Genomic DNA, 15683 nt, shown 5'->3' with positions numbered 1-15683 from the left:
CGGCGCTCGCCGAAGTTGCCGAATATTGCATTCAACCGGTTGCTGGACTGCCTGGCCAGCCGGGGGATAGATTGAAATCACGGAAGCCAGCTGGGCCATGTCGGCTAACCGCAGCTGGGCGCGAAGAGAAGGGGACCCAGTGGGCACTGCACAGGAAATCACCGCTTCGATCGAAGAACAGCTGTCATGGCAAGAAGAGCTCTACAAGCATTTCCACCGCAATCCCGAGCTGGGGCTGAAGGAACATGAAACCTCGGCGCGGATCTGCGAGGAACTTGAAGATCTTGGCTATGAAGTCCAGCTGATCGGCGGCACCGGAATAGTGGGCGTCCTGCGCAATGGCGAGGGCCCGGTAGTCCTGGCTCGCGCCGACATGGACGCGCTGCCGGTCACCGAGGACACCGGGCTGGAGTATTCCTCCGAGGTTCCGGGCGCCATGCACGCCTGCGGCCACGATATGCACATGGCCACCCTGCTCGGTGCGGCAAAGTATCTCGCCGGGAACAAGGAGGCCTGGTCCGGCACCTACATTGCCCTGTTCCAGCCGGCCGAGGAAACCGCTGCCGGCGCCAAGGCGATGGTGGAAGACGGGCTGGTGGACAAGATCCCCAAGCCCCAGGTGGCACTGGCGCAGCATGTGATGCCTGCCGAAGCCGGAATGATCGGGACCACCGCCGGGCCGATTCTCTCGGCCGGGGATTGCCTGCGGATCACCGTTCATGGACGCGGAGCCCATGGCTCGATGCCGCATAACTCGGTGGACCCGGTGGTGCTCGCCTCCTCCATTGTGCTCAAGCTTCAGACCGTTGTTTCCCGCGAAACCCAGCCCGGGCACTTCGCGGTGCTCACCGTCGGGTCGCTGACGGCGGGCACCACCGCGAACATCATCCCGGATCGTGCGCAGCTGCTGCTGAATATCCGCACCTACGAGCCGGCCATCCGCCAGCGTGTCATCGACTCCATCCACCGGATTGTGCGCGGCGAATGCCAAGCTGCCGGCTCGCCCAAGGAGCCGGAATTCGAGTTCTACGACCAGTTCCCGCTCACCAGCAATGACGAGACGGCCAACGCCAAGATCACTGAGGCTTTCGAAGCCCATTTCGCCGAGGGGCAGGTCTACCATGCGGACCCGGCCACCGCCTCGGAGGACTTCAGCACCATTCCGGATGCCTTCGGCATTCCCTATGCCTACTGGACGGTGGGCTGCGTGAATCCGCAGAAATACAAGGATGCGGTGGCCGCGGGAACCGTCGCCTCCGATATCCCTGCCAACCACTCGCCGTTCTTCGCACCGGTGATCCACCCAACCCTTCAAACAGCAACCAGCACCCAGGTGGTGGCCGCACTGGCCTACCTGGGCAACGGAGCACAAGAGTAGGGAGCAGACGATGTCCGCAGCACCGACCACGGGCGCCACTACCTAGCAGCCCACCGACAAATGGCTGCTGGGCATCGTCCTGGCAGTCATCAACTTCTGGCTTTTCGCCCAGACCCTGCTGAACGTCATTCCCGGGATCCGCGGCCAGCTGGGCGTCGAAGAAACGCTGGCCAATCTGGCGGTGTCCATCACCTCGCTGTTCTCCGGCATCTTCATCTTGGTCGCCGGCGGGCTGGCCGACCGGCTGGGCCGGGCGAAAATCCTTTACCTGGGCATCTGCCTTTCCATCGCCGGCTCGCTGCTGATCGCCCTGACCCCGGAGAACCTGGGCGGGCTGACCAGCGCCATGCTGCTGGGCGGCCGCGTGGTCCAGGGCCTGTCCGCCGCCTACGCCCGTCCGTGGCCCTGTCCAAGTACATCCGAGGGAACTGCGCCAGCGAGGTTCCCGGCAGCGTGCAGGCGTAACTGAGGCTTGGTTTCCGGTGGATGAAAATCCGCCGGAAACCAAGCCGCTTTGCGTTAATTCCATAATCTATGATTAACGCCACCATCCCCGGAATCCTGAGGTTAATCGAGCGTTAATCACTGGTTGGCAAATATCAATCGGAAGGATGATACTAAGTGTCCAAGCGGAGCGCTAGACTGGCAATCGCTCTTCAATCACGCTGCCCGTAATCCGAAGGCCCAGCATGCCGGAGAGCATGATGCCAGCGAGGATTTTCCACATGCTTCTCAAACTCATCTTGAAACACTCCAAACCCTATGCCGGGTGGATCGCCGCAGTAGTCATATTGCAGCTGGCCACCACCATGGCTACGCTCTACCTTCCCAGCCTGAACGCCAAGATCATCGATGTCGGCGTGGTCAATGCCGATATCGACTACATCTGGCGCACCGGCGGACTGATGCTGGTGGTGGCCCTGATCCAGGTGGCCACCGCCGTCGCCGCCGTCTACTTCGGCGCCAAGACCTCCATGAGCGTCGGACGCGATGTCCGCCAGGCGGTCTTCGAGAAGGTCGCCACCTTCTCCGCCCAGGACGTCAACAAGTTCGGTGCCGCCACCTTGATCACCCGCGGCACCAATGACGTGCAGCAGATCCAGATGCTCACCCTGATGGCGCTGAACTTCATGATCACCGCGCCGATCATGTCCATCGGCGGCGTGATCATGGCGATCCGCGAAGACCCGGGGCTGTCCTGGCTCGTCTGGGTATCCGTGCCGCTGGTGCTCATTGTCGTCGGCCTGCTGGTCATCAAGCTGATGCCGTTGTTCCGCGACATGCAGACCCGCATCGACGGGATCAACGGCGTGCTGCGCGAGCAGATCACCGGCATCCGCGTGGTGCGCGCCTTCGTGCGCGAAGAGCATGAAACCGAACGCTATGCCGATGCCAACCAGAAGCTGACCGACCTGGGCGTGAAGGTCGGCAACCTGTTCGTGCTGATGTTCCCGGCGATCACCATGATCCTGCACCTGTCCACCGCCGCCGTGCTCTGGTTCGGTGGTCACCGCGTGGACAACGGCGACGTGGAGGTCGGTGCGTTGACCGCGTTCCTGCAGTACCTGCTGCAGATCCTCATGGCAGTCATGATGGGCACTTTCATGGCCATGATGGTCCCGCGCGCCATGGTTTCCGCCGACCGCATTGCCGAGGTGCTGGACAGCGAGCCGAGCATGCTCGACGCCGCCGAAAGGCAGATCGAGCTGCCCACCCCGGGCACCGTGGAATTCAAGAACGTCACCTTCGGATACCCGGGGGCCGAGGCTCCGGTGCTCTCGGACATCTCCTTCACCGCGAAGCCCGGGCAGACCACTGCCATCATCGGGTCCACCGGTGCTGGCAAGACCACCTTGCTGAACCTGATTCCGCGGCTCTACGACGCCACCGAAGGGGAGATCCTCATCGGCGGGGTGCCGCTGAAGGACCTGGGCCGCGACACCATTTCACGGAACATCTCCGCGGTGCCGCAGCGGCCCTACCTGTTCTCCGGAACCATCGCGAGCAACCTGCGCTTCGGCGCCCAGGAGGCCACCGAGGACGAGCTGTGGGAAGCGTTGCGGGTCGCCCAGGCCGAAGGGTTCGTGGCAGAACGCGAGGGCCAGCTGGACTCCAAGATCTCCCAGGGTGGCACCAACGTCTCCGGCGGACAGCGCCAGCGCCTGTGCATCGCACGGGCCTTGGCCGCCAAGCCGAACACCTATCTCTTCGATGATTCATTCTCGGCGCTGGATGTGAACACCGATGCCAAGCTGCGTGCCGCCCTGGCCGAACCGACCAAGGACGCCGCGGTGATCATCGTGGCCCAGCGCGTCTCGACGATTACCGGTGCAGACCAGATCCTGGTCCTGGACCATGGCGAAATCGTCGCCCGGGGAACCCACGAGCAGCTGCTCGAAACCTCGGAAACCTATCAGGAAATCGTTGCATCCCAGCTGAGCGTGGAGGAGGTGGCCTAAGTGGCGAAGAAGCAGAAGAATATCGATTCGGCGCAGCTCGAAAGCGAGCTCGCAGACGTCAATGAATTCGAAGCCGCGGCGGGAGCCGACGACTGGTCCGGCGGCGCCCCGGTGCGCAAGGCCCAGCACTTCTGGCCATCGGCCAAGCGGCTGATCGGGCTGATGTCCCCATACAAGCTGGGCATGGTGCTGGTCTTCGCCCTGATCACCGTATACGTGGTGCTCTCGGTGATCGCCCCGCGGATCCTGGGCAAGGCCATGGACGTGATCTTTGCCGGGCTGATCGGCAAGAACATCCCCGAGGGCACGCCCGCGGAACTGGTCATTGCGCAGCTGCGCGACTCCGGGCAGGACACCCAGGCCGACATGCTCTCGAAGGTGGACTTCGTCCCCGGGCAGGGCATCGACTTCACCCAGCTCTCGCAGTACATCCTGATTGTGCTGTCCATGTACTTCATCGCCTCGCTCTTCTCGTGGGCCTCGGGCTGGCTGCTGAACAAGCTGGTCATGCGCGTGGTCTACAACCTGCGCAAGGACGTCGAGGACAAGATCAACAAGCTGCCGCTGAACTACTTCGACACGCGCCAGCGCGGCGACCTGCTCTCGCGCGTGACCAACGACGTGGACAACATCCAGAACGCGCTGCAGCAAGCGCTGAGCCAGCTGGTCTCCTCGATCATGACGGTGCTGGGCATCGTGATCATGATGTTCGTGGTCTCCTGGCAGATGGCGCTGATCGCGCTGGTGGCCCTGCCGCTCTCGGCAGTCGCCGCGGGCGTCATCGGCACCCGGGCGCAGAAGCTGTTCACCGCGCAGTGGAAGAACACCGGTGCGCTCAACGGTCAGATCGAGGAATCCTTCTCCGGCCACGAGCTGATGAAGGTCTTCGGCCGTGAAGAGGACATGGTAGAGCGCTTCACCGCACGCAACGAGGAGCTGTACAAAGCCAGCTTCGGCGCCCAGTTCGTCTCGGGCATGATCATGCCGGTGATGAACTTCGTTTCCTACCTGGCCTATGTGGGCATCGCTGTGGTGGGCGGCTTGCGCGTGGCCTCGGGCACCATGAGCCTGGGCGATGCCACCGCGTTCATCCAGTACTCGCGCGAGTTCACCCAGCCGCTGGGCCAGATTGCCGGCGTGGCCAACATGCTGCAGTCCGGCGTGGCCTCGGCCGAGCGCACCTTCGAGCTGCTGGATGCCGAAGAGCAGGAGCCGGACCGCGCGCAGGACACGCTGCCTGCCCGTACCGATGGCCATGTCTCCTTCGAGAACGTGTCCTTCTCCTACAGCGAAGACAAGCCGCTGATCGAGAACCTGTCCTTCGATGCGGATCCTGGCCACACGGTGGCCATTGTCGGGCCGACCGGCGCCGGCAAGACCACGCTGGTGAACCTGGTGATGCGCTTCTACGAGCTGAACTCGGGCAAGATCATGCTCGATAACCGCGACATCACCGAGCTCTCGCGCGCCGACCTGCGCTCGAAGGTGGGCATGGTGCTGCAGGATGCGTGGCTGTTCGGCGGAAGCATCATGGAGAACATCCGCTACGGCCGGCTGGATGCGACCGATGAGGAAGTCATCGAGGCGGCCAAGGCGACCTTCGTGGACCGCTTCGTGCGCGCCCTGCCCGATGGCTATGACACCATCATCGACGAGGAAGGCACCAACGTGTCGGCCGGCGAGAAGCAGCTGATCACCATCGCCCGCGCGTTCGTGGCGAACCCGTCGCTGCTGATCCTGGACGAAGCGACCAGCTCGGTCGATACCCGTACCGAGCTGCTGGTGCAGCAGGCCATGGCCGCGCTGCGCAGCGACCGCACCAGCTTCGTGATTGCCCACCGTCTGTCGACGATCCGCGATGCGGACACCATCCTGGTGATGGAGGCTGGACGGATTGTGGAGCAGGGCAACCACGAGTACCTGCTGGGAACGAAGGGCACCTACTACCGGTTGTACCAGTCCCAGTTTGCCGGCCCGGCCGAGGACGTGGATGCGAACCCGGATACGGCTGCGGTGCCTGCTACCGGCGGAATGCCGCTGACCGATGCGCCGGTTCCCGAGCCAGGGGCGAACCTCGACTCATAGGAACTAGCGGCAGCTGGCAACTGGTGCTGGCAACGGCGCCATGAGAGCCGCGGCCGGATGGACTCAAGTCCATCCGGCCGCGGCTTTTCCGTACCCATTTTCTGTATCCGGATTCATGGCGTCGGGAGGATGTGCGAACGCATCGCGGGATCCAACGGTAGCAGCGATTTCGGTAAGCCTTGAAGCAGTGCTTCTTGCGAAAGCCGACGGAATGCACAGGCAGTTTTCTCGTGCCGTAGCGGCCCGGGGCGCGTGGACAATCATCTTCGCGAAGGCCCCTCGAGTTCCCGCAAATGTCAAGGAGTTTTTTCTTCCGGAAAGGTGTTGCCTAGGTAACAAACTTAAACTAGAGTCTAGTTTCAGTTATTAAAGATAAGTAACCCCGGTCACATTCCGAACGGGGGAGCGAAGTCCCCTGATTGGAGCACTGGACATGGCATTGTCGTTGACCGAGGAACAGATTGATCTCGCGTCGGCCGTGGTTGATTTCACCCGCCGCAGCGTCGACACCTTGACTACTCGGGACGAGCACGAGCAACTGGCCACCGGTGCACTTCCAAGCTTCTGGACCGAACTGCTGGAGACCGGCCTGCATGCCCTGCACATCCCCGAGCAGCTCGGCGGCCAGGGCGGCACGCTGGTGGAAACCGCCATCGTCATCGAGGAATTCGGGCACCGTTATGTCGGCGGACCGTTCCTGCCCACCGTGCTCGCCAGCGCAGCAGTCACCCTGGCCGAACCGAACGCCTACAACCAGCCGTTTCTCGAGGACTTCGCAGAAGGAGCCACCGGAACCCTGGTGCTGGCCACCGACCAGCTCAAGGTCGTGCAGATCTCCGAAGGCTGGGCCGTCGCCGGCCAGCTTCAGGTCATCGGCGCACTGGCCGCCAAATACCTGGTGCTCGGGTTCACCGCCGAAGACACCACCCGCTACGCGGTCATCGAAGCGAAAGCCGCCGGGGTCTCGCTGGTCCCTGCCGAAGGCACCGACCTGGGCCGCGACGCAGCCACCCTGGTCCTGGACAATGTCGTGATCCTCGCCGACGCGGTGCTGGGCAATGCCAGCGCCAGCAAGATCGCCGCCCTGCACGCGGGATTCACCGGCTCGGAAGCCGCCGGCATCATGCGCTGGGCCAGCGAGGAAAGCACCGCGTACGCCAAGATCCGCGAACAGTTCAACACCCCCATCGGCTCCTTCCAGGCCATCAAGCACAAGTGCGCCAACCTGGCCATCGCCGCCGAAATGGCCACCTCCGCCGCTTGGTCCGCCGTCGTCTCGGTGGGGCAGGACGAAGCCCAGCAGCACCTGGCCACCGCCGGCGCACTGGAAGCAGCGATTGTCCCATCCATTGAAGCAGTCACCGAAGCGATCACCATCCTCGGCGGCATCGGCTTCACCTGGGAGCACGACGCCCACCTGTACTGGCGCCGCGCGATTAGCCTGAACGCGCTGAACTCCCCGCTCTCCGGTGCACTGGAAGCGGCCGGCGGGGCCGCGCTGCACACCGAACGAAAGATCGAGGTGGAACTGGACGAGCAGGACCCCGAGTTCCGCACGCGCATCGCCGCCCTGCTGGACACCGCTGCCGGACTGCGCAACGAGCACGAAGCCGGACGCTGGTACTCGCGCGGTTCGCGGCGCAGCTTCCTTGCCGAGAACGGCTTGGCCGCCCCGCACTGGCCGGCCCCCTATGGACTGGGTGCCACCCCGGCCGAACAGGTCATCATCTCCCAGGAATACGCCCGCCGCGACATGCTCCAGCCCTCCTCGGTCATCGGCGAATGGGCCATGCCCACCATCCTCGCCTTCGGCTCCGAAGCCATCAAGGAACAATTCGCGCTGCCCACGCTGAAGGGAGAATTGATCTGGTGCCAGCTGTTCTCCGAGCCGGGAGCGGGCAGCGACCTGGCAGGCCTGTCCACCCGTGCCGTCAAGGTGGACGGCGGCTGGAAGCTGAGCGGCCAGAAGGTCTGGACCTCCGGGGCGCACGAAGCCCACTGGGGCATCTGCCTGGCCCGCACCGATGCCGAGGTCGCCAAGCACAAGGGCCTGAGCTACTTCCTGGTGGACATGTCGGCTCCCGGCCTGGACGTGCGCCCGCTGCGCCAGTCCACCGGCGAAGCCGAATTCAACGAGGTGTTCCTCGATGACGTGTTCGTCGCTGACGACTACCTGCTCGGCGAGCCAGGCCAGGGATGGCGGATCACCGCCACCACCTTGCAGAACGAGCGCACCCAGATTTCTTCCGGCGTCTCGGTAGGCACCGAAGACGGGTTGCGCGAATTGATCTCGGGAGAGAACTTCGCCGGAACCCGGAAGAACGCGCTGGAGGTGCTCGGACGGGCGGCCGCAATCAGCACCGCCATCGGCGCGATGAACCTGCGCGAAACACTGCGCCAGGTCAACGGCCTGCAGCCGGGCGCCGGATCCTCGCTGGCCAAGGTGGCCCACGGACGGCTGGCCCGGCAGACCGCCGGGGACCTGCTGAAGCTCACTGGACCCGCCGCGCTCTTCGCCCACGCACCGGCCGCCGCCGTTAACTCGCAGCTCTCCGTCCCGTCCGCGCTGATCGGCGGAGGCACCATCGAAATCCAGCTCAATGTGATTGCTGAGCGGATCCTGGGGCTGCCACGCAGCTAGGCGCAGCCCGCTATCGCACCTACCCCGCAAACCCGAGACTCAACTATCCCTTTGAGCGCTTCCAGCCCGAAATGCGCCCGCCGATGACGACGGAGCGCGCCGTGAAAGGATACCCAAGGCATGACCGCTGTGACCAATGAACTGATCACCGATGACAGCTTCACCGCAAAGACGCTCTCGCCGGAGCGCCTGCGCGAGCTGCTGGAACCACGTTCCATCGCGATCATCGGTGCGAACACGAAATCCACCTGGTCCCACTTCGCCCACTCGAATTTGAGGGCCGCCGGATTCACCGGGGAACTGTACCTGGTCAACCGCCGTGCCGAAGAATGCCACGGCCAGGCCTCCTACGCCAGCATCGCGGAGCTTCCCGAAGCCCCGGAACTGGCCATCGTGCTCACCGGCACCAACTCGCTGCCCGAGATCCAGAAGCAGTGCATCGCCCGCGGCATCCGCAACCTGATCGTGCTGGCCTCCGGCCTGGGCGAAGCAGGCCCGGAAGGCCAAGCGCTGCAGCAGCAGCTGGTGGACCGCGCCCGCGAAGCCGACCAGCTGATCCTGGGCCCGAACAACCTGGGCTTCATCAACGCCCACGCCAAGGTGGCGGCCTTCGCCCACATGACCGAGCTGCCGCTGGTGGCCGGCGGGGTGGGCGTGGCCAGCCAGTCCGGCGCCTTGGCCATCTACCTGCTGCCGTACATGGCAAGCCGCGGGGTTGGCACCTCGATTTCCGTGACCGTGGGCAACGAAGCGATGATCTCCGCCATCGACGTCATGTCGATGCTGGTGAATGATGCGAACACCAAGGTCATCGCCGCCTACCTGGAGCAGGTCACCGACACCGCGCAGTTCCTGGATGTGGCCCGCCGCGCCCGCGAAGCCGGCAAGCCAATTGTGGTCTTCAAGGCCGGCGCCTCCGAGGCCTCGGCCAAGGCCGCCGCCGCCCACACCGGCTCGCTGGCCGGGGACGACAAGATCTTCGACGCGGTCTGCAAGCAGTTCGGCGTGATCCGCGTGGCGAATATCGAGGACCTGGTCGCCACCGCAGGCATCCTGGAATCCTACGGCGCGCTGCCCGGCCCGCGTTTCGGCGTGGTCACCGGATCCGGTGCGATGTGCGCATTGGTTGCCGACAAGGCCGAGGCCTCCGGACTGCAGCTGCCCACCCCTGCCGAATCCACGGTGCGCCAGCTGCGCGAGGACGGCCTGCCGGAATTCGCCGCGGTGAACAACCCGATGGACACCACCGGCTACATCTCGGTGGACCCCTCGATCCTCACGAAGGCCGGCGACGCGTTCATCAATGACGAGAATTTCGACTTCGTCGTGCTGAACACCTCCTGGCCGAATAACCAGTTCATGGTGGATCTGGGCAAGCCCACCCAGGAAGGGCTGCACCGCCAGCTGAAGAACTCGGCCAAGCCGGTGGTGGCGATGAGCTTCCTTCCCACCGAAGTCAACGAATTCGCGCGCAACTTCGCTGCCGGGCACGGCCTGCCGCACGCCTCGGACTCCTTCGACCGCGGCATCGAAGCCGCTGGGCACAGCGTCTGGTGGGGGCAGCGCACCGCGCAGCTGGCCGCCGAACCGCAGCTGCAGGCCCCGGACGCCATCGCCAAGCCCGCCGGCGCCGAGCAGTGGACCGAAATCCAGACCGGCGACTTCCTGCGCACGCACGGCGTGCCCTATGTACCGGGCCGCGTGGTCAACAGTGCAGACCAGGCTGTCGCGACCGCGAAGGAGATCGGCTACCCAGTCGTGCTGAAGGTCGCCAGCGAGGACATCGCCCACAAGACCGAGGTCGGAGGCGTGCGCCTCATGCTGAAGGACGCCGCCGAGGTGTCCGAAGCCTATGACTTCATCGTCTCCTCGGTGGCCCGGCTGGCACCGGACGCGAAAGTCCAGGGCGTGGCGGTCTCCCCAATGCGTCCTGCAGGCAACGAGCTGCTGGTGGGCATCATCACCGACCCGCAGTGGGGCAAGGTGCTGGCCGTCGGCTTCGGCGGCGTGCTGGTGGAAATCCTCAAGGACTCCGCGTTGCGTCTGCTGCCGGTCAGCCCCGCCGAGATCCGCCGCATGCTCGATTCGCTGCGCGGCATCGAGCTGCTCAAGGGCTTCCGCGGCAGCGAGGCCACCGACCTTGACGAGCTCGCTCAGGTGATCTTCCAGATCACCGAGGTAGCCCAATCTCTGGGCGAGGAGCTGGAAGAACTTGAAATCAATCCATTGCGGGTTGCCGGAAACCAGATCGAGGCGCTGGACGCGCTGATCCGCTGGAAGGACCGGTAATGATTACTGGTGGCAGTCAATTCGCCCAAAACTTGGTGATACCGTTGGATTCCACGGGACACACCACTTACGAGGCACAACATGGCAGGAACCATTTCCACGGAGCAGACAGAGCTTCCGGTCTACCAGGCCGTCAGGCGCCAGCGCATCATCGATGCGGGCAAGGAGCTGCTGCGTGCGCAGGACTACGACTCGATCCAGATCCGCGACGTGGCCTCCGCGGCGAACGTCGCACTGGGCACGCTGTACCGGTACTTCAACTCCAAGGAGCACCTGTACGCGAACGTGGTCTACGACTGGGCGTTGCCCTTCGCCCAGCGCAAGGTGGACACGGATACCGGGCTGTCCACCATGGAAGCGATCGCGCTGCGGCTGCGCAATGCCTTGAGCAGCTTCGAGAAGCACCCCTACTTCTACAAGGCGATCCTGCAGCTGCGCAGCAGCACCGCACCGGACGTCGCACCGGTCATGGCTCGCCTCGGCGAGGCGCTGGAAGCACCGATCCGCGCGGAAATGAGCGTGCTGGACGATGCGGAAGCCGCGGACATCACCGTGATGGTGTGGGCGCTGCTGCTGGACGTCGTCTCGCGGGTGATCCTGCAGGACAAGACCATGGAACAGGCCTACGGGGTGCTCGACCGCTTCGTGGCGCTCATCCAGCACCGTCTGGAGCAGGCCGAAGCCTAGGGGCTGGCCCCTTCCCCTACTTTACTGATCCCCTGGCCGGGGGTGCCTCATGAGCGCCCACGAACTGGACCATGTGGCCTTTGCCGTGCCGTCCTGGCAATCCGCCGGCCACAGCGTGCACCGCACGCTCGGCGCGCGCTGGGTCTCCGGGTTCCACCAGGGCTCCTTCAGCCCCTGCCAGCTGGAACTGGCCGAGGGCATGCGTCTGGAACTGCTGCAGCCACCGGCCGGCGGCGGCGGATTTATCGCCGAGCACCTGGCCCGCAGCGCAGGCGCGGCCAACCCGCACCACATCACCTTCAAGGTCGCGGATATCCATGCCGCCAAGGATCTCGCCCGCTCCGCCGGGGTGCGCACCATCCTGGAAAACCTGGAGAACCAGTGGTGGAAGGAACTGTTCCTGCACCCCAAGGACACCGGACTGGGATTCCTGGTACAGCTGGTGCAGACCGAACTGGCCCTGGACGGCAACGACGAGGTCACCGCACCCGGCGCGGTCGACTGCCCCTGGGATGAGCAGCCCGCAGAGCAGAATCCGGCGCAGCGCCTTGATTTCATTACCGGCAGCATCCACGACGCGGTCCAAGCCCGGCTGGTGCTGGGCACGGTGCTCGGCGCTCAGATCACGGATCTGGAAGACGATCCGAAGACCCAGCTGTTCTCCTGGCCGCTGGGCTCCAGTCTGGTGCTGCGAGTCAACGAAAGCATCCCGCCGGGCCTGCAGCAGCTGTCCTTCACCGACCCGTCAACACCCGTACCGATCCTGGACGCCGGGTTGCTGCAGGCGCTGCACGGTTCCGGGAGCCGATTCGAGGCCCTGGGCCTGGACATCCTCACCGGCCAGCGCGCGCACGCCGCCTGACACAAGAACTTCACTTTCAAAGAATTAGCACTAAGGAGTCACCCCATGGGACTGAGAGGCGAAGCAGCCATCCTCGGCTACTGCGAACTTCCACCGCAGCGAAAGCTCACCCGCGAACCCTCGTTCAACCTGGAACAGTGGGCGCGATTGTCCAAGGCAGCGCTGGATGATGCCGGGCTGTCGGCCACGGACGTCAACGGCGTGGTCACCCCGATGATCGGCGAGGCGGACATGTTCGTGCCGTCCACCGTCACCGAATACCTGGGCATCGATGCGAATTTCGCGGAGATCGTGGATTTGGGCGGCGCCGGATCCGCCGCCGGCATCTGGCGTGCGGCGGCAGCCGTGGAGCTGGGCCTGTGCGACGCGGTGCTGGTGACCTTCCCGGGCACTCATCACTTCCCGATGGATGACCGCAAGCCGTTCGTGATGGATGACAAGATGCACTTCGGCGCATCCTCCAACGCCTTCGGCTCCCCGCAGGCAGAGTTCGAGATCCCCTACGGCAACCTCGGGCAGAACGGCCCCTACGGGCAGATCGCCAAGCGCTACGGCTACGAGTTCGGCTACGACGAGCGGGCCATGGCCAAGATCGCCGTGGACCAGCGCACCAACGCCTGCGCCACCCCGGAGGCGGTGTTCCACGGCCAGCCGATCACCGTGGCTGATGTGCTGAACTCGCCGATGATTGCCGACCCGCTGCACATGCTTGAAATCGTCATGCCCTGCCAGGGCGGTGCGGCAGTGGTGGTGGGCAATGCGGACCTGGCACGCAAGTCCAAGAACCGCCCGGTATGGATCACCGGCTTCGGCGAACGCGTGCCGTACAAGACCCCCACCTACGCGCGTGATTTGATGACCTCCCCGATGGTGCACGCCGCCGAGCAGGCGTTCTCCATGGCAGGCATCACCCGCTCCGAGGTGGACATGGTCTCCATCTACGACTGCTACTCCATCACGGTGCTGATGAGCCTGGAAGACGCGGGCTTCGCCCCCAAGGGCAAGGGCATGGATTTCGTATCCAACCACGATTTGACCTTCCGCGGAGACTTCCCAATGAACACCGCCGGGGGGCAGCTGTCCTTCGGCCAGGCCGGCGTGGCAGGCGGCATGCACCACGTCATCGACGGGGCGCGCCAGATCATGGGCCGCGCCAACGCCGCCCAGGTTGCCGACTGCAACCGCGCATTCGTCAGCGGCAACGGCGGCATCATGAGCGAGCAGACCGCACTGATCCTGCAGGGCGACTAGAAAGGGAAGAACAGAACAATGACCACTTACACCCCGGAAACCCTGTCCCGGCCGCTGCCGGTTCCGACCCCGCTGACCCGCCCGTTCTGGGATGCCCTGGCCGAGCGCAAGATCCGCATCCAGTACTCGCCGTCGCTGGGCGAATACATCTTCTACCCGCGTCCGCTGGCCCCGCGCACCCTGGCCGACGACCTTGAATGGCGCGAGATCTCAGGTGCCGGCACGCTGTACTCCTACACCGTGGCCACCCGACCGCCGGCGGCGCACTTCGCTTCGGCCGGTCAAATGATCCTGGCCATCGTGCAGTGGGATGAGGGACCGAAGTTCTCCACCGAAATCATCAACGCCGACCCGGCACAGCTTCAGATCGGCATGCGAGTCAGCCCGGTCTTCTGCGACCACCCCGAGGGAGACATCACCATGCTGCGCTACGAACCGGAGGCCTCATCATGAGCATCGAAACTGGCATCCAGTTGCCTTCCCCGTCCCTGCGCATCGGCGCGCAGGTGATCACGGACGGCGAGAGCACCCACGAGCACATCGACCCGGCCACCGGGAAGGCCAACGGCCTGGTGCCGATGGCCTCGACCGGGCAGATCGACCAAGCCGTGCAGGCCGCCCATGCGGCGTTCATCGAATGGCGGGCCCTGCCTGCCGGGCAGCGTTCGCGCCAGCTGATGAAGCTCGCCGAGCTGATGGAGGCGAACACCGAACTGCTGGTGGCGGCCGGCATGGCCGATAACGGGGCTCCGCGCATCACCGCCGGCAACATGGTCGCCGCCGCGGTGGAGTGGACCCGCTACTACGCCGGCTGGGCTGACAAGCTGCCGCTGGGCCGGATCACCAGCAACGGCGGAGCCGGCGGATCCTTCGGCCACACACTGCGCCAGCCCTATGGAGTCATCGGCGCCATCATCACCTGGAACGCCCCGCTGATGTCCCTAGCGATGAAGGTCCCGGCCGCGCTGGCCGCGGGCAACACCGTGGTCATCAAGCCCAGCGAGCTGACCCCGTTCACCCCGGCAGTCTTCGCGGACCTGGCCCGCGAGGCGGGGATCCCGGACGGCGTGATCAACATCGTTCCGGGCGGCCCGGCCGCCGGCGCCGCGCTGGTCGAGCACCACCTGGTCAAGAAGATCACCTTCACCGGGGGACCGGCCACCGCACAGTCGATCGCCGCCTCCTGCGCCAAGACCTTCAAGCCGATGATCCTGGAGCTGGGCGGCAAATCCGCCAACCTGGTCTTCGAGGATGCCGACCTGGACAAGGCCGCCGGGCACGCGGCGTTCTTCGCCTTCGGCATGATGAGCGGCCAGGCCTGCGCGCTGCCCACCCGCCTGCTGGTGCAGGAATCGGTATACGAGCAGTTCATCGACAAGGTGGTGCAGGCAGCCGCGCAGTTCCCGATTGGGGATCCGTCCGGCGAATACACCATGTGCGGGCCGGTCATCAACCAGGCCGCCATCGACCGCATGGACTCGATGGTCGCACGGGCACTTCAAGAAGGTGGCCGGCTGGTCACCGGCGGACAGCGCCTGGGCGGGGAACTGGCCGACGGCTTCTACTTCCCGCCAACCATCGTGGCTGACGTGGACCCCGACGGGTCGCTGGCGCAGAACGAGGTCTTCGGCCCGGTGCTGGCGGTGATCCCGTTCCGCGACGAGGAGCATGCGCTGGAGATTGCCAACGGCACGGATTATGGACTTTCGGGGTACATCTGGACCTCGGATCTGGGAAGGGGGCTGCGCCTGGCCGAGTCGATGGAGACCGGCGAGATCGCAGTCAACGGCGCCTTCAATGCCACGGCCGAGCGCCCCTTTGGCGGCATCGGCCACTCCGGCATCGGCAACGAAGGCGGACTTGAAGGTCTGGAAGAGTTCTTCTGGACCAAGTCGGTGGGTATCGCAACCCGCTAAGCAGCTGCCCGCTCGGGCAAGAACATCACCGCATGGCCTTGCCCGGGCGTCCTGTCCGGAGGGTGCCTAGGTGACCCCTCAGAGCGCCATCTGGGCGCGGATAAGGCAGGACAAT

The 15683-nt window shown here is 64.9% G+C and carries 11 protein-coding genes; all 11 read left to right on the top strand.

Features of this window, described 5'->3' with window-relative positions:
• The first annotated feature begins 139 nt into the window (after positions 1-139).
• The 11 genes from EKH49_RS01860 (at position 140) to EKH49_RS01810 (ending at position 15568) form a co-directional block, all read left to right on the top strand.
• The gene (locus EKH49_RS01860) at positions 140-1378 is read left to right on the top strand and encodes a M20 family metallopeptidase (protein ID WP_236640980.1); all 1239 of its coding nucleotides are present in this window, start codon (positions 140-142) and stop codon (positions 1376-1378) included.
• Between the two features lie 64 nt (positions 1379-1442).
• Positions 1443-1847: an MFS transporter gene (locus tag EKH49_RS01855; RefSeq protein ID WP_330857398.1), complete on the top strand. Its 405-nt coding sequence runs from the start codon at positions 1443-1445 to the stop codon at positions 1845-1847.
• A 256-nt stretch (positions 1848-2103) separates the two neighbouring features.
• Positions 2104-3837 (top strand): ABC transporter ATP-binding protein, encoded by a 1734-nt coding sequence (locus EKH49_RS01850; protein WP_073706950.1) that lies wholly within the window; start codon positions 2104-2106, stop codon positions 3835-3837.
• Complete coding sequence (locus EKH49_RS01845; protein WP_128469438.1) at positions 3838-5922, top strand: ABC transporter ATP-binding protein; 2085 nt, start codon at positions 3838-3840, stop codon at positions 5920-5922.
• Positions 5923-6355: 433 nt separating this feature from the next.
• The gene (locus tag EKH49_RS01840; RefSeq protein WP_128469437.1) at positions 6356-8563 is read left to right on the top strand and encodes an acyl-CoA dehydrogenase; all 2208 of its coding nucleotides are present in this window, start codon (positions 6356-6358) and stop codon (positions 8561-8563) included.
• A gap of 120 nt (positions 8564-8683) precedes the next feature.
• Positions 8684-10852 carry an acetate--CoA ligase family protein gene (locus tag EKH49_RS01835; protein WP_128469436.1) on the top strand — a complete coding sequence of 723 codons (2169 nt, stop codon included), beginning with the start codon at positions 8684-8686 and terminating at the stop codon, positions 10850-10852.
• Positions 10853-10933: 81 nt separating this feature from the next.
• Positions 10934-11539 carry a TetR/AcrR family transcriptional regulator gene (locus EKH49_RS01830; RefSeq protein ID WP_128469435.1) on the top strand — a complete coding sequence of 202 codons (606 nt, stop codon included), beginning with the start codon at positions 10934-10936 and terminating at the stop codon, positions 11537-11539.
• Positions 11540-11588: 49 nt separating this feature from the next.
• Complete coding sequence (locus EKH49_RS01825) at positions 11589-12401, top strand: VOC family protein (protein WP_128469434.1); 813 nt, start codon at positions 11589-11591, stop codon at positions 12399-12401.
• 45 nt (positions 12402-12446) lie between these two features.
• Positions 12447-13652 (top strand): thiolase family protein, encoded by a 1206-nt coding sequence (locus tag EKH49_RS01820; protein WP_066142225.1) that lies wholly within the window; start codon positions 12447-12449, stop codon positions 13650-13652.
• A gap of 18 nt (positions 13653-13670) precedes the next feature.
• On the top strand, positions 13671-14105 hold the full coding sequence (locus EKH49_RS01815) for a Zn-ribbon domain-containing OB-fold protein (protein ID WP_066142220.1): 435 nt from the start codon (positions 13671-13673) through the stop codon (positions 14103-14105).
• A complete protein-coding gene (locus tag EKH49_RS01810) occupies positions 14102-15568 on the top strand; it encodes an aldehyde dehydrogenase family protein (RefSeq protein ID WP_128469433.1) in 1467 nt (488 codons plus the stop codon). The genes EKH49_RS01815 and EKH49_RS01810 overlap by 4 nt, the downstream gene beginning before the upstream one ends.
• Positions 15569-15683: the final 115 nt, after the last annotated feature.

Source organism: Glutamicibacter sp. HZAU (assembly GCF_004100365.1).
In the GTDB taxonomy this organism is placed as follows: Bacteria; Actinomycetota; Actinomycetes; order Actinomycetales; family Micrococcaceae; genus Glutamicibacter; species Glutamicibacter nicotianae.
The sequence above is the reverse complement of the archived record's forward strand: the minus strand, read 5'-3'. Positions and strand labels throughout refer to the sequence as shown.

Coding starts and splice junctions, on each gene's coding strand:
- EKH49_RS01810 (WP_128469433.1), top strand. CDS start 14,102: ATGAGCATCGAAACTGGCATCCAGTTGCCTTCCCCGTCCCTGCGCATC.
- EKH49_RS01820 (WP_066142225.1), top strand. CDS start 12,447: ATGGGACTGAGAGGCGAAGCAGCCATCCTCGGCTACTGCGAACTTCCA.
- EKH49_RS01850 (WP_073706950.1), top strand. CDS start 2,104: ATGCTTCTCAAACTCATCTTGAAACACTCCAAACCCTATGCCGGGTGG.
- EKH49_RS01830 (WP_128469435.1), top strand. CDS start 10,934: ATGGCAGGAACCATTTCCACGGAGCAGACAGAGCTTCCGGTCTACCAG.
- EKH49_RS01815 (WP_066142220.1), top strand. CDS start 13,671: ATGACCACTTACACCCCGGAAACCCTGTCCCGGCCGCTGCCGGTTCCG.
- EKH49_RS01840 (WP_128469437.1), top strand. CDS start 6,356: ATGGCATTGTCGTTGACCGAGGAACAGATTGATCTCGCGTCGGCCGTG.
- EKH49_RS01835 (WP_128469436.1), top strand. CDS start 8,684: ATGACCGCTGTGACCAATGAACTGATCACCGATGACAGCTTCACCGCA.
- EKH49_RS01825 (WP_128469434.1), top strand. CDS start 11,589: ATGAGCGCCCACGAACTGGACCATGTGGCCTTTGCCGTGCCGTCCTGG.